This is a genomic window from Gluconobacter sp. P5B12, from assembly GCF_018812035.1.
Taxonomy (GTDB): Bacteria; Pseudomonadota; Alphaproteobacteria; order Acetobacterales; family Acetobacteraceae; genus Gluconobacter.
This window is the reverse complement of sequence record NZ_JACRVV010000004.1, coordinates 149,469-162,091: the sequence shown is the minus strand read 5'-3', so window position 1 is coordinate 162,091 and position 12,623 is coordinate 149,469. Positions and strand designations below refer to the sequence as shown.

At 53.5% G+C, this 12,623-nt stretch carries 12 protein-coding genes; 1 reads left to right on the top strand and 11 read right to left on the bottom strand.

Features of this window, described 5'->3' with window-relative positions:
- Positions 1-2: 2 nt before the first annotated feature.
- The 10 genes from KP702_RS09215 to edd form a co-directional block, all read right to left on the bottom strand.
- Positions 3-668 carry a hypothetical protein gene (locus KP702_RS09215; RefSeq protein WP_215768812.1) on the bottom strand — a complete coding sequence of 222 codons (666 nt, stop codon included), beginning with the start codon at positions 666-668 and terminating at the stop codon, positions 3-5.
- Positions 669-670: 2 nt separating this feature from the next.
- Positions 671-1,684 (bottom strand): flagellar motor switch protein FliG, encoded by a 1,014-nt coding sequence (locus KP702_RS09210; RefSeq protein ID WP_202207740.1) that lies wholly within the window; start codon positions 1,682-1,684, stop codon positions 671-673.
- A gap of 2 nt (positions 1,685-1,686) precedes the next feature.
- Entirely contained in the window at positions 1,687-3,354 is a 1,668-nt protein-coding gene (gene fliF / locus KP702_RS09205; protein WP_215768811.1) for a flagellar basal-body MS-ring/collar protein FliF, read from the bottom strand.
- Between the two features lie 164 nt (positions 3,355-3,518).
- Positions 3,519-4,241 (bottom strand): flagellar hook assembly protein FlgD, encoded by a 723-nt coding sequence (locus tag KP702_RS09200; protein ID WP_202207742.1) that lies wholly within the window; start codon positions 4,239-4,241, stop codon positions 3,519-3,521.
- A gap of 14 nt (positions 4,242-4,255) precedes the next feature.
- Entirely contained in the window at positions 4,256-5,530 is a 1,275-nt protein-coding gene (locus tag KP702_RS09195) for a hypothetical protein (RefSeq protein ID WP_202207743.1), read from the bottom strand.
- 107 nt (positions 5,531-5,637) lie between these two features.
- Complete coding sequence (locus KP702_RS09190) at positions 5,638-5,991, bottom strand: hypothetical protein (protein ID WP_215768810.1); 354 nt, start codon at positions 5,989-5,991, stop codon at positions 5,638-5,640.
- On the bottom strand, positions 5,988-7,565 hold the full coding sequence (purH, locus tag KP702_RS09185; protein ID WP_202207745.1) for a bifunctional phosphoribosylaminoimidazolecarboxamide formyltransferase/IMP cyclohydrolase: 1,578 nt from the start codon (positions 7,563-7,565) through the stop codon (positions 5,988-5,990). Before purH ends, KP702_RS09190 begins: the two co-directional genes overlap by 4 nt.
- The gene (locus tag KP702_RS09180; RefSeq protein WP_202207746.1) at positions 7,562-8,125 is read right to left on the bottom strand and encodes a metal-dependent hydrolase; all 564 of its coding nucleotides are present in this window, start codon (positions 8,123-8,125) and stop codon (positions 7,562-7,564) included. Before KP702_RS09180 ends, purH begins: the two co-directional genes overlap by 4 nt.
- A 215-nt stretch (positions 8,126-8,340) precedes the next feature.
- Positions 8,341-8,964 (bottom strand): bifunctional 4-hydroxy-2-oxoglutarate aldolase/2-dehydro-3-deoxy-phosphogluconate aldolase, encoded by a 624-nt coding sequence (gene eda / locus KP702_RS09175; protein ID WP_202207747.1) that lies wholly within the window; start codon positions 8,962-8,964, stop codon positions 8,341-8,343.
- 12 nt (positions 8,965-8,976) lie between these two features.
- Positions 8,977-10,824, bottom strand: a complete 1,848-nt coding sequence (gene edd, locus KP702_RS09170; protein WP_202207748.1) for a phosphogluconate dehydratase — start codon at positions 10,822-10,824, stop codon at positions 8,977-8,979.
- 438 nt (positions 10,825-11,262) lie between these two features.
- Between edd and KP702_RS09165 the strand changes: the two genes are divergently transcribed.
- Positions 11,263-11,937, top strand: a complete 675-nt coding sequence (locus tag KP702_RS09165; RefSeq protein WP_215768809.1) for a YfdX family protein — start codon at positions 11,263-11,265, stop codon at positions 11,935-11,937.
- A gap of 103 nt (positions 11,938-12,040) precedes the next feature.
- Here KP702_RS09165 and KP702_RS09160 read toward each other — a convergent pair whose 3' ends face one another.
- Positions 12,041-12,613, bottom strand: coding sequence for an NIPSNAP family protein (locus tag KP702_RS09160; protein ID WP_252348633.1), 573 nt, complete (start codon positions 12,611-12,613; stop codon positions 12,041-12,043).
- Between the last annotated feature and the right edge of the window lie 10 nt (positions 12,614-12,623).

Genomic DNA, 12,623 nt, shown 5'->3' with positions numbered 1-12,623 from the left:
AATTATTCCGCGCTAACGGCAGGTGAAATTTTATCCAAAGAAAATACCTTCAAAATTTCCTGCACCAGGCTTCCTGCCTCTCGGCTGGCCTTTCCCGTCGACCAGGAAATTCGAAAGTCTCCCGAAGACAAAGTGTCATCTGCACGACAATCAATCACTTCCACTCCTTCTCGCTCACACAGCGTTAATAAATGCTGAAGTTCTTGAGATTTAGCTTCTATTCTGACGCGCGCTGCTTCCCGGAGCGTCGGCATGATTTTATCAACCAAGGCATCCCGTTCTCCTGGCCCGTAACTCTCTAGGAGGGTTGGAAAAATTTTAGCCAAATAAGAGAAAATAGCATGTGCAACATCTTCGGCCGCTTGATGTGCACACTGGTTTGCCTGATCCGAAATTTTTTTTAGAATATTCAAAGAACTGCTCTCAATGCAATTCTTCCATTCAGATTTTTCTTTTTTATAATAACTGCGTTCTAATGCAGATACACGCTCCTTTTCCTGCCTCCGAGCACGATCCAAATCTTCTTCAGTATAGATCTCAGGTGTATTTACTTCTACGGGACACATTTCTGAAGCTGACTCTGGTTCGACAGTTGGCAAAGCAGGAACGTCAAAATCTTCAGCATAAAGAGCCTTAGAAACCTGAACACGACGGTCATAGTCAGTCATGATCATACAAGCATCTCATTTGCAGCCTGCTCTTGGTCCAGGAGTTCAATTTCCCCACGATCAAGCAGAACTTTCGCAACAAGAAGAATATCACTCTGGGCCGCGTCAACGTCCTTAACGCGCACAGGCCCCAATGCCTCAACTTCATCTATCAGAATGCGCCCTGCACGCTCAGACATTGCAGCGAGGAATGCACTTCGCAGTTTGTCGCTTGCGCCTTTGAGAGCAATTGGCAAACTTTCTCGGGCGATCTGATTGAGCAACACCATGAGGCCCTCTACAGGGACCTGAGCCAACTCCTCAAAAGTAAACATAAGGCTCTTAATTCGTTCCGCATCATCATGACTGCGCTCATCCAGGGCCGTCATAAAGCGCGCTTCAAGTCTTCGATCAAAGTTATTGAAGATATCTGCGAGGACTTCATGGCTGTCTCTATGTGAGCCACGAGGGAGATTAGAGACAAATTCAGATCTCAACGTCTGCTCTACACTATGCAGAACACCTTTCTGCACATTCTCCATTTTGAGCATTCGCGTCATAACATCGAGCGAAAATTCTTCTGGAAGCAGGGCTAATACTTTCGCAGAATGTGCAGCTTTGATTCTACTGAGAATAACAGCGACAGTTTGTGGATATTCATTTTTTAAATAGTTCGCGAGTACTACCTCTGAAACGTTTCCGAGTTTGTCCCACATAGTTCGCCCGGCAGGACCACGAATTTCTTCCATGATGGCTGCGGCTCGCCCAGCGGGGAGCGTATTTTTGAGCAATCGTTCTGTTGTCTCGATATCCCCGATCAAGACTTCTGAAGACCCAAGGCTCCGACTAAATTCGTGACAGACACTTTCAACAGTTTCTGCAGAAACCATTCCAAGCTGAGACATGGCGGCAGAAATCTCTCGAATTTCTTCTTCATGCATCTGCTCAAACAAGCGAGCGCAGTTTTCTTCTCCTAATGCCATCATTAAAATCGCGGATTTCTGCGCACCCGTGACAGATTTTTCCAATCCAATCATTTTCAGTGCCCCTCCTGTCTCGGCATCAGCCAATTACGCATCAGTGCAATACTTTCCGCAGGATGCGTTTCGACGAGATCAACAACCCTCTGAACAGAAGAAGCTCGAATACGGCCGGAAACGCCACTTACAGCGATTGTTTCTTCATCACTCTCCGTTAGAGGGGTTGTGGCATCATATGGAGCAGGCAAAAGAGCAGTAGGGTTTCCAGTCTCAGATGCCAGTGCACCTCCTAACTCACGCATGGAAACAACGCCGCGACTTTCATCAGAAAGAACATTTCCTGCCGTAACTCCGCCCCCAGCCGGGCGTAGCAGGGGCCGCACAACAAAGAAGAGCACCATCAAAAGACACAGAGCAAAAATACCGAAACGAACGGCTTCCATTTCATTCGAGCGGCTCAGGAAACCCTTTAGAAAAGGCTGCTGTGGTGCGGGCATTGCCGCTTCGAGATCAGAAAACTGCATCGACATTACGGTCACAACATCGCCACGAGCCTGATCGAAACCAATGGCCGTCTTGGTCAGAGCCGTTAGCCTATCCAGTTCCTGAGTATTCCTTGGTTGCCAGGCATGCTGACCTTTCACATCCGTCTGGACGGCTCCATCAACCATGACAGCAACGCTGATACGAGCAATTCGAGGCTGATCCTGTACCAGGGTCCGAACCTTCTTGCCGATCTCGTAATTATCCGTCTGCTCCTGCCTGCTGCTTTGACTTCCGTTCTGCGGCTGACCAGCATTAGCGTTCGGCAGATTGTTTCCAACCGTCGTATTCGCTGTTCCTTGTGTATTTATACTTTTGTCGTTTTTGGTTTGCTGAGAACGAAGAACCTGCTGGTCAGGATCGTAACTTTCCTGAGTTTCCCGCACACGATCATTATTCATCGCTACGGTCGCTTCCACCCGCACATGCCCTATGCCAACAGAAGCTCCCAACATATCCTCAACTTCACGAGCGATGCGTTGCTCCAGCGCCTGCCGTTGCATTTCCGCCGTTTGATTACCATCGACACTTCCCGCGCCTTGCCGCAGCAGGACATGCCCGCGATTGTCGACAAGCGAGATATTCTGTGCCTCCAAACCCGGTACGGCTGCGGAAACCAGGTTAACGACCGCCGCAATACTCTCCTCATCCAAACGGCGCGCACCTTCCATGGAAAGAAGCACACTCGCCTGAGCTCCCTGTTCGTTCGTCGAAAAGAGTTCTCTGTGGCGCAGTACAAGATGAACACGCGCATTACGAACACCGTGAATCAGACGGATTGACCGTTCCAATTCTCCCTCCAGCGCACGCGTTTCATTGATTGTTTGCTCAAACTGCGTCGCTGTAAAACTGTTTCCCTTATCGAAAATCTCGTACCCGACCGAGCCTCCCGACGGCAGTCCACTTTTTGCGAGAAGAAGGCGCGCCTTAGCAACCTCATCATCAGGGACCATAATCGTCGCCCCCTGATCCTGCAGGCGATAAACGATATGGGCCTTAGCAAGCTGATCTACGATTTCACCGGCTTCTCTGGGATCGAGATCTCTGTAAAGCAGCCCGGTAGCAGAGTTTACACCATGCATGACCAAAACTCCGAGAAGCACAAGCAGAGCCACACCCACTGCACCCAGGGCAGCCAGACGCGGGAGGCCAAGCTGCTTCAGATTTGTGAGAAGAGCCTTCACTTATGCGCCCACCATGCGGTCATCTGCGTACAAGCTTTTCCAGGAGGTGCCTCAAGCCCTGCCCACATGTGCGTTCACCCTGTCCTGCTGCAATTACTGACAGGTATTGTGGACAGGAAAGGTTAACGTCCGCTTAAAACGACAGAATTTCCCCCGCTCGTCGTTCAGACTCCCGAAAATCCATCCAAGTCACTCAGCGGCACTGTTGCACTTCCCATTTGTACATTGATACCACTCGATGTCCGCGTCAGACCTGTTACCGTACCGGAAACCGTTGTTGGAAAAGACGCCGTTTCCCCACTTGTTCCAGTCCCTTCGACAGCAACAAAGTACTGACCGTCAGACATTTTTGTTCCACTGCTATCAATACCATCCCATGACCAGGAGTTCGTCCCCGCAGTCGCCGTCATCGTGTCGGTCTTGACGACCTGACCGCTGGCATCGGTAACTGCAATGGCTACAGGTCCGGCTTGCTGCGCCGTAAATGTCATGCTCGCGTTGCCATTCTGTAAGGGCAACGAAGCAGTTGTGGCCGTGGTTGTTTTACCCACAAGAGCGACACCAGACGTAATCTGCGTGTCCTGAGTAGCAGAAATCAGGCTGGTAAGATTGGTGTTCGTCTCAACCTGTTGCTGCACACCTGCGAACTGCGCCAACTCACTTGTGAAGCTGTCGGTACTGGTTGGATTACTCGGGTCTTGATGCTGGAGTTGAGTAGTCAGAAGCGTCAGGAACTGATTAAAATTTCCCGCCATGGAGGACAGCGCAGCACTGCCGACACTACTCGCCGTAGATGTGGCTGCACCAGACGCTTGCGATGATGCACTGGACTTGGCTGCCGAAACAGCTTGGCTGAGAAGCGATGATGAATTGACAGAAGAGACCATAAAACAAGCGTCCTTTATGCGGTCAGATCAACAACACCGCGTAAAATTTTTCGAGGAAATACGGAGGCTCTCTCATTAAGATCTTCAGATGAGACCTCGGAAGAACCACCAACAGCGGGCGATCGTTGCTGACTGCCTTCCCGATCAGAACTTCTGGGATAGTCTTGAGAGAAAGATCCCAGAAAACCAAACGTAACTTCTGTGGATATTGCAGTCCGGTCTGCTGAGACAGGCAAAATTCTCTGGTTCAGTGAGGACAATAAGCTCTCTTTATTTGTTGAAAGACTTCGCAGTGCATCTGAACTTTCAGCCAGAATGTGGATGTGGCGTCCCCCGTCCTTGTCTTCCTCAACAGACATGCGGATTTTGCCTTCACGCTCTAAGGACATTTCAATCTGGGTATTGAGGTGCTGACCTGTTGCCTGGTGCGTGATGACAGGGCCGTTCAAAGCTGACTGACGCGCCTCGTCCTGCGTCGGTGTTAGAAGGCTATTATGTCCGGAATCAGAGTTCTGCAATTTCGAGGTCGAAAGTTCCAGGAATAACCCCGGGACCTCAGCAATCGGTGCTGGCGCAACATCAACATTTTCTACCAACGCAAGAGAGACCACCCCTGCACTCTCTGTTTCAGAAACTTGCAGGTCTTTGCTTACTTCAAGCTGATCTGTCGCGGGTTTCGTTTCACAATTGAACGAAGCGACACTGAGAGAAGGCTCAGATACCGAACTTTGAGTGCTATCGTCTTCTAGATCCGAAACGCACTGTGTAGGCAACTCAACGCGTTCGCCCGAACCAGGTTCATCCGTCTTCCCTGGTGCGGATACGTTATCATTTTGCAGCGCGGGCAAAAACGTTTCTGTAACTTCCTCTGTAGAGGGACCCATAGAAATCTTCTGAGCCGATACTTCCGAGGGACGTTGAACCACCTTGGTCGCACTCGATGTTTTCTCAAATTTCTCTGGAAGCGAACTCGATTGAACAGGCTGTTCGGAGACCTTTGTAGCCGGGCTCGAAGATTTTAAGCTTCGAGCCCCCCCGCAGTTTTCCGTTGAAACACGGGGGCCTTGGCCGCCTTCAGGTACTCTGGCCGTCTGGGTACTTTTTTCACCCGGCGACGGAGGAGTATTTTTGCTAGAGACAGCTTTGGCGTCAGGCGGCTGTGTCTTCTCGTGAACGTAGCTTTTCAGAAAATCCTGAAATCGTTCTTTGGAAGCAAGCTGTGCACCAACAGGAAAGACGCTGCCACCAAGCGCTATCGCGGGCGTTGCTACGGGCAAAATCTGCGACAATGATAAGCCCTCCTACACCCGGTGAAACAACCGGAAAGAAGAGTGGCACGACAGGCGTAAAGAAAAGGTTTATACGCGGCCCTTTTCCAAGAAGCCGCGTATCAAACTCAGTTCTGAATGTGATCGTATCCGGGAGAACCAGGAAATGGTCCTCGCGTAATCGCTGCTGGTGCCGGACAAACCGGCGGTATTCCATCAAGCGCAAAGGCCTGCACCGTATGGGACGAAGCTGCCACAAGTCCTCTCACAGCAAGAGGCTGTGCCAGACGTACACCTGCCAGAAGCTCTTCTGGAAGAATGACAGTCGTCCCATCACGCAGCATCACACCTGTAGGCGTAATACGGGAGACAATCCCTTTCGTGACGGGCAGCGGTGACATGTCATACAGACATGGCGCTGCCTCGGCGACCATCGGGGCGGAGAAAGCCAGAAGCAGGCTTGCGAGAGCGAAAGGTTTCAATGCCGGAAATGCCTCATGCCAGTGAAGACCATGGCGATTCCAGCTGCATCGGCAGCGTCGATCACCTCCTGATCGCGGATTGAGCCACCGGGCTGGATCACAGCCACAGCACCAGCAGCAACAACACTCTCAAGACCATCTGCGAACGGGAAGAACGCATCCGATGCGGCCACAGATCCCTTGGTCAACGGGGCAGTCTCACCCGCAACATTCGCAGCATCTTCGCTCTTGCGAGCCGCAATGCGCGCGCTATCAACACGGGACATCTGCCCCGCCCCGATCCCGACAGTCGCATTGTTGCGAACATAAATGACTGCGTTGGATTTCACGTGCTTGGCCACTCGGAACGCGAACAGGAGATCTTTCATCTCCTTTTCCGTGGGCGCGCGTTTAGTGACGACCTTCAGATCGCTCTCAAGGACGCGACCTGCATCCCGGCTTTGCGCCAGAAAACCACCGGCGACAGAGCGAAAAGCCAGACCTTCAGCTTCCGGATCAGGCATTCCGTCTGTGAGCAACAGACGCAGGTTCTTCTTGCGAGAAAGAATTTCAATAGCTTGCGCATCCGCATCTGGGGCAACAATCACTTCCGTGAAAATCGCACTAATGCGTTGAGCCGTTTCTGCATCTAGCGTTCTGTTCACAGCGACGATGCCACCAAATGCCGAAACCGGATCACACCGCAGCGCCGCAATCCATGCCTGTTCCAGCGTTTCAGCAGACGCCACACCGCATGGATTAGCGTGCTTGACGATCACGACAGTCGGCGCATCAAACTCAGCAACAGCCTCGAACGCTGCGTCTGTGTCATTAAGATTGTTGTAGCTCAGCGCCTTGCCCTGCACCTGACGAGCCGTCGCGATGCCCGCCCGTGTGCTGCCATCACGATAGAAAGCAGCTTTCTGATGTGGGTTTTCACCATAACGCAGAAGCTCGTCGCGAGAGCCACTGAGCGTCAGAACAGGGGGCAACAATTCGCCCGCACGCTCCGCGAACCAACGGGAGATCATACCGTCATAAGACGCCGTATGGGCGTACGCAGCACCGGCATAATCACGACGCTCACTTAGATACGTTCCGCCCGCGTCCAGAGACTGAACGAAATCACCGTATTGCTGAGGAGACGTCAGGATCGTGACATGATCGAAGTTCTTGGCCGCAGCACGGATCATGGCCGGACCACCAATATCGATATTCTCGATACAGTCTTCATCGCCCGCGCCGGATGCAACCGTAGCGGCGAAAGGATACAGGTTAACGCAGACCAGATCGATTGGCACGATGCCGTGTTCTTCCATCTGGCTCAGATGAGCCGGCAGGTCACGACGTGCGAGAATGCCGCCATGAACCTGCGGAACCAGCGTCTTGACACGACCGTCAAGAATTTCGGGGAAGCCTGTATGTTCTGAAACATCTTTGACAGTCAGACCCGCTTCACGCAGCGCCCTTGCCGAGCCCCCCGTCGAAAGCAGTTCTGCACCGTGGGCGGCAAGTGCGCGCCCCAGTTCAATCAGTCCCGTCTTGTCAGAAACGGAGAGAAGGGCGCGACGGACGGGGAGTCGGGTCTCAGTCATGATGGAAATGCAATATCCTTCAAAACATGTCCGTGCAACCGCTGGTGATGCACGACGTAAGGAGCGTGACTACCAAATGGGTCACGTCCCGCGAACCCTGCCCACCCTAATAGAAAGAGAGTAGGCAGAAGAAGCATGATCTCGCCTAGGCCGCCTGTGCGGACATAGGGCCAGAAAGACAGTCTGGACCGGCTAAGAGGTGCCAGAAGCTGGCAGCCACCGGTTGGCAGGTCAGCCGCAATGTGGGTGGCAACGCCCAGAAGAAGAGCACCAATGGGCCCCCTTAGCGCCCCTTCACCCATAAAAGCTCCAACCAGCCCTGCAACCAGAAGCAGCACAACGCCGGAATGCGTCATCCCCCGGTGGCCGAAGGTTCGAGCCAGGAAACGGGACAGAAATTTGACTCGCGCTCCCAGCATGGAGCGCTCCGTATCAATGTCTGGAAGCAGGCTGCCCAGCAACCCTGTACAAACCGAAAAAGGGTCAGGCGACAGCACATGCCAGCGCATCGCACACAAGACAGCAAATCCGCCAATCAGGAGATGAGAACGTCCAGTCACGGGCTCTTATGATCCGATTCGGACGTTATCGGAAAGGGCCGTAACCCCTTTTCCTGCAAAGATATTCATAAATTCCATCCCCCATCTTCTTCTGGAGATGTTCTTTATCCGTTCTCAGTCAGAGAAACAGGCCCTTAATGAAAAAAGAAAGGCGATCCGGATCACTTCCAGACCGCCTTCCTGTTTTCAATGGAGCGAAAAATTTACAAGGGATCTTAGCTCTGGCGCAAAAGAGCAGCAGCCGTAGCACGCTGCGTCACCGTCTTTGCGTCGAACTCACCTGCCGTAATCCACGATCCGCCAACACAGGATACGGAAGGAAGTGCCAGCCAGTCGGGAGCGCTCCCTTCAGTGATGCCGCCTGTCGGGCAGAAGCGGACATTGCCGAATACACTGGCCAAGCTCTTCAGCGCCGGAATGCCACCATTGGTCACAGCCGGGAAGAACTTGAAGCGTGTCAGGCCCAGATCCAGACCGCGCATGATATCACCAGCATTTGCGACGCCCGGAAGGAAAGGCATGTCATGGTCGCGGGCAGCGTCAGCCAGCGGTGCGGTTAAGCCAGGGCTCACGATAAAGCGGGAGCCAGCCTTGACTGCACGCTCCAGATCCGTCGGGTTCAACACAGTGCCGGCACCAACAAACGCACCGTCCACCTTGGACATTTCCTCGATCACTTCAAGCGCACAAGGCGTCCGCAGCGTCACTTCCAGAGTGGTCAGGCCACCAGCGACCAGCGCTTCAGCCAAGGGACGAGCCTGTGCAACATCATTGACCACCAGCACCGGAATAACCGGGCAGCGGGTCATGACAGCATCAAGTTTGGCAGTATCAGTCATGAAATTTGGTCCTTAGTGAATGGCGTCGCCAACGGCTTCGATTACCTGATCCATTTGGGCCAGCATGGCGGATGCGCCGGTTTCGGCCGGATCATGCACTGAACGCATGAGGGCAAACAACTCACGCCCAGTTCCGAGAGCAGGCGGCGGCGGCGCAACAGGTTCGCGTGCCTCCCATTCTGCCGGATCGACGAGAACCTCAATCTGCCCCGTTACGGCACACACCCGGATCATGTCACCATCCCGAACGCGGGCAATCGGGCCGCCGACCTGAGCTTCCGGGCCGACGTGAATGGCAGCAGGCACCTTACCACTCGCACCTGACATCCGTCCGTCTGTCAGAAGAGCCACCTTGTAGCCCCGATCCTGCAACACGCCGAGCGTTGGCGTCAGTTTGTGCAGTTCCGGCATCCCGTTGGCTTCCGGCCCCTGGAACCGCACAACAACAACGACATCCCGCTCAAGTTCACCCTTCTGAAACGCCGTGGCGACATCATGCTGATCATGGAAAACGCGCGCCGGGGCTTCAATGGTCAGGAATTCTTCAGCAATGGCACTGCTTTTATAGATGCCACGACCGACATTGCCCTGCATGAGCTTGATACCACCATCAGCTTTGAACGGCTCCTTGACGTCCCGGAGAATATCACGGTCCAGCGATGGTTTGGCATGCGTGTAAACGACTTCGTCGTCCTGCAGGCTGGCACGGCAGGCATAATCCGCGAACCCGCCGCGTGAGACCGTCATGATGTCCGTGTGCAAAAGACCAGCACGGGAAAGCTCGGCAATCAGTGTCGGCATACCACCCACATGATTGAAGGCGTTCACGTCCTCAGAGCCACTGGGATAAACGCGCGTCATCAGCGGAACTGCTGCTGAGAGGCGGCTCAGATCTTCCCAGTCAATAATGATACCAGCAGCTCGGGCAATGGCAGGCAGGTGGATGGTGTGATTGGTCGAACCGCCAGTTGCCAGCAAGCCGACTGCCGCATTCACAATGGCCTTTTCATCAACACACTGCGCCAGTGGGCGGACATCTTCGCCATTCAGGCTGATTTCCGCCAGACGATGGACGCTTGCGCGCGTCATGGCCTGCCGAAGCGGCGTGTTCGGATTGATGAACGCAGAATCAGGCATCATGAGGCCCATGATCTCAACCATCATCTGGTTCGTATTGGCCGTGCCGTAGAAGGTGCATGTGCCGGCGCTATGGTAGGAGGCGTTTTCCGCTTCCATCAGACGATCCTGCCCGACCTTGCCCTGCACATAGAGCTGACGGATCCGCTGCTTTTCCTTGTTAGGAAGGCCTGACGGCATAGGGCCGGCCGGGATCAGCATTGTCGGCAGATGCCCGAAGCGCAGTGCGCCCATCAGCAGGCCCGGGACAATCTTGTCACAGATCCCCAGAAGCGCGACACCTTCGAACATGCCGTGGCTCAGGCCGACAGCCGTGGACATGGCAATAACGTCACGGGAGAACAGGGAAAGCTCCATTCCCTCTTGTCCCTGCGTCACGCCATCACACATTGCTGGCGCACCACCGGCGATCTGAGCAGTTGCACCAACTTCGCGGGCGAACAGCTTCATCTGGTCCGGGTAACGTCCATATGGCTGATGCGCCGACAGCATGTCGTTGTAAGTCGTCACAATCCCGAGGTTCGTGCTGGCCGGACGCATGAGCTCCGGCTTGTCAGACGCAGCCGCTGCAATGGCGTGAGCGAGGTTTCCGCAGGCCAGGCGTGGGCGGGAGACGCCTTTAGCCCGGTTTCGCTCCATCAGAGCAAGATAACGGCGACGGGAGACTTTCGAACGCTCGATGATCCGGGCGGTCACGCTCTCGACGACGGAATTCAAAGACATTGGAACACTCGCTGCTCGACTGACACACGCGCTGCCAGACGGAAAAAACGCTCTTTCCGCTGAAAGACACAGCCTCGTGAAGGGGCTACTTTCATACGGAACCGAACTTGGAACAGCAACACCTCACAATGCCTTTCCGAGAAAATTTATTATTTTTATTTCTCAGAATGGCTTTTTATCTTTTCATTTAAACCGTTTTTTTTCGAAAAAATGAAAATAAAGTACAAATTCAGATTTACCCAGTATTTTCAATATTATGTATTTTCATATACGCAGATGCGATGATGAGCAAATACTCAAAATGAATTCCCACCACGGGAAATCAGAACGAAATTGATCCGGATTAATGATGAAATATAAATCAACTTTCATTTGATAGGTTCTGAATTATATTTTTATGTTTCCCGATATTGATTTTATATTCATTAGGATCTCATCATGCGAATTCTACTTCCCATCCTTGCATCAGCAGCTTTGACACTCTCCGCCATGCCAGCGCATGCCGGATCTCTTCATAAGGACTGGGAATCTTTCAAAGCCCATCGGGCATTTCATCACCTGTCTGCTGACGGACAACGCGCCGTTACGGACATTCTCAAGGCACGTCAGATCCTGAGTGCCGGACAGACAGATGCGGCCATTCCGGCTCTCTACGACGCCCAGAAGCGACTGACAGCCGCAACAACGGCCAGTCAGAAGTTCCAGGCTGCAGAAAACGATCTGCACGCAGCCCCACAGCACCCAATTCCCTCAACGCATCATGCGATCTCCGGCCAGGTTGACTGGCTACCCGTAGGTGGTGAGTTCATTGCCAGCGAGACACTTGCCCCAGAGCAGAAAGCAGCCGTCGCATCTGCCAATGCTCAGCTGAAAAACGGTGATACGGATTCAGCTGCCCAGACAATGAAAGTCGTCGGCCAGAATGCGGACTTCATTCTCGCTCTTGCCCCGATTGCTCCGTTCCAGGGTGCAATCAATCGGGCAACTGTCTTCACGGAAGGTCGCCATCCGCAACAAGCTGTAGAGGCTCTGGATGAAGCTCTGGATTCCATTGTGTTCGTGTCCGAAGACTTCGTTACGACACTGGCCCCAGCAAATCCGACCAAGAAGTAAGCTCCCGCGCCCATCTAACGCGCGAAACCAGAAACAAAAAAAAGGCGGCCTGCATATTCTGCAGGCCGCCTTTTTTGAATACGGACACTAAAGACCGAACACTTCAGTTCCAGAGAGAGATCGCCAATGGAAGCAAAATCTCGCTTTCCATCCGCGTCAGAAACGGCGCGACTTTTGGCGGCCAGCTTCCGGTAGCCACAGCAGCGGCCCTCTTTTCCGATCGTGCATTCAGGTCTGCATAAGGCCACAGATGCGCAATGCGCGGCGTGCCCTCAAGAGAGACGAGTGTGCACGTCAGCGGGGAGACCGCTTCTCTCTCCGGCACAGCAGCGAGGAAACGCTCCTCAACGTCAGGCATGCCATCCGGCTTGGCCCCATAGCAGCGCCATTCATAGACACTTCCATAAGAGCCGGGGTTAGCGACAGGCGTGATGGCGCGCCAGGATGTCACTTCCACCCGAAACAGGTTCTCATGAGGCAGACTAGACAAGACGTCTGGACGGCCATTCAAGAGCGCCTCGTAGGTCTGCGCTGTCCTGAGAAGGGTAATGCGGTTCAGGCGACCTATTTCGGTCACCCATGCCCCTACCCCCTCAAGACCTGAGAGAGCAGAGACCACCTGCGGGATATGCCCCGGCTGAACGTCCAGAAAGATGGTCTCTACATAACTCATCATATCATCTCCG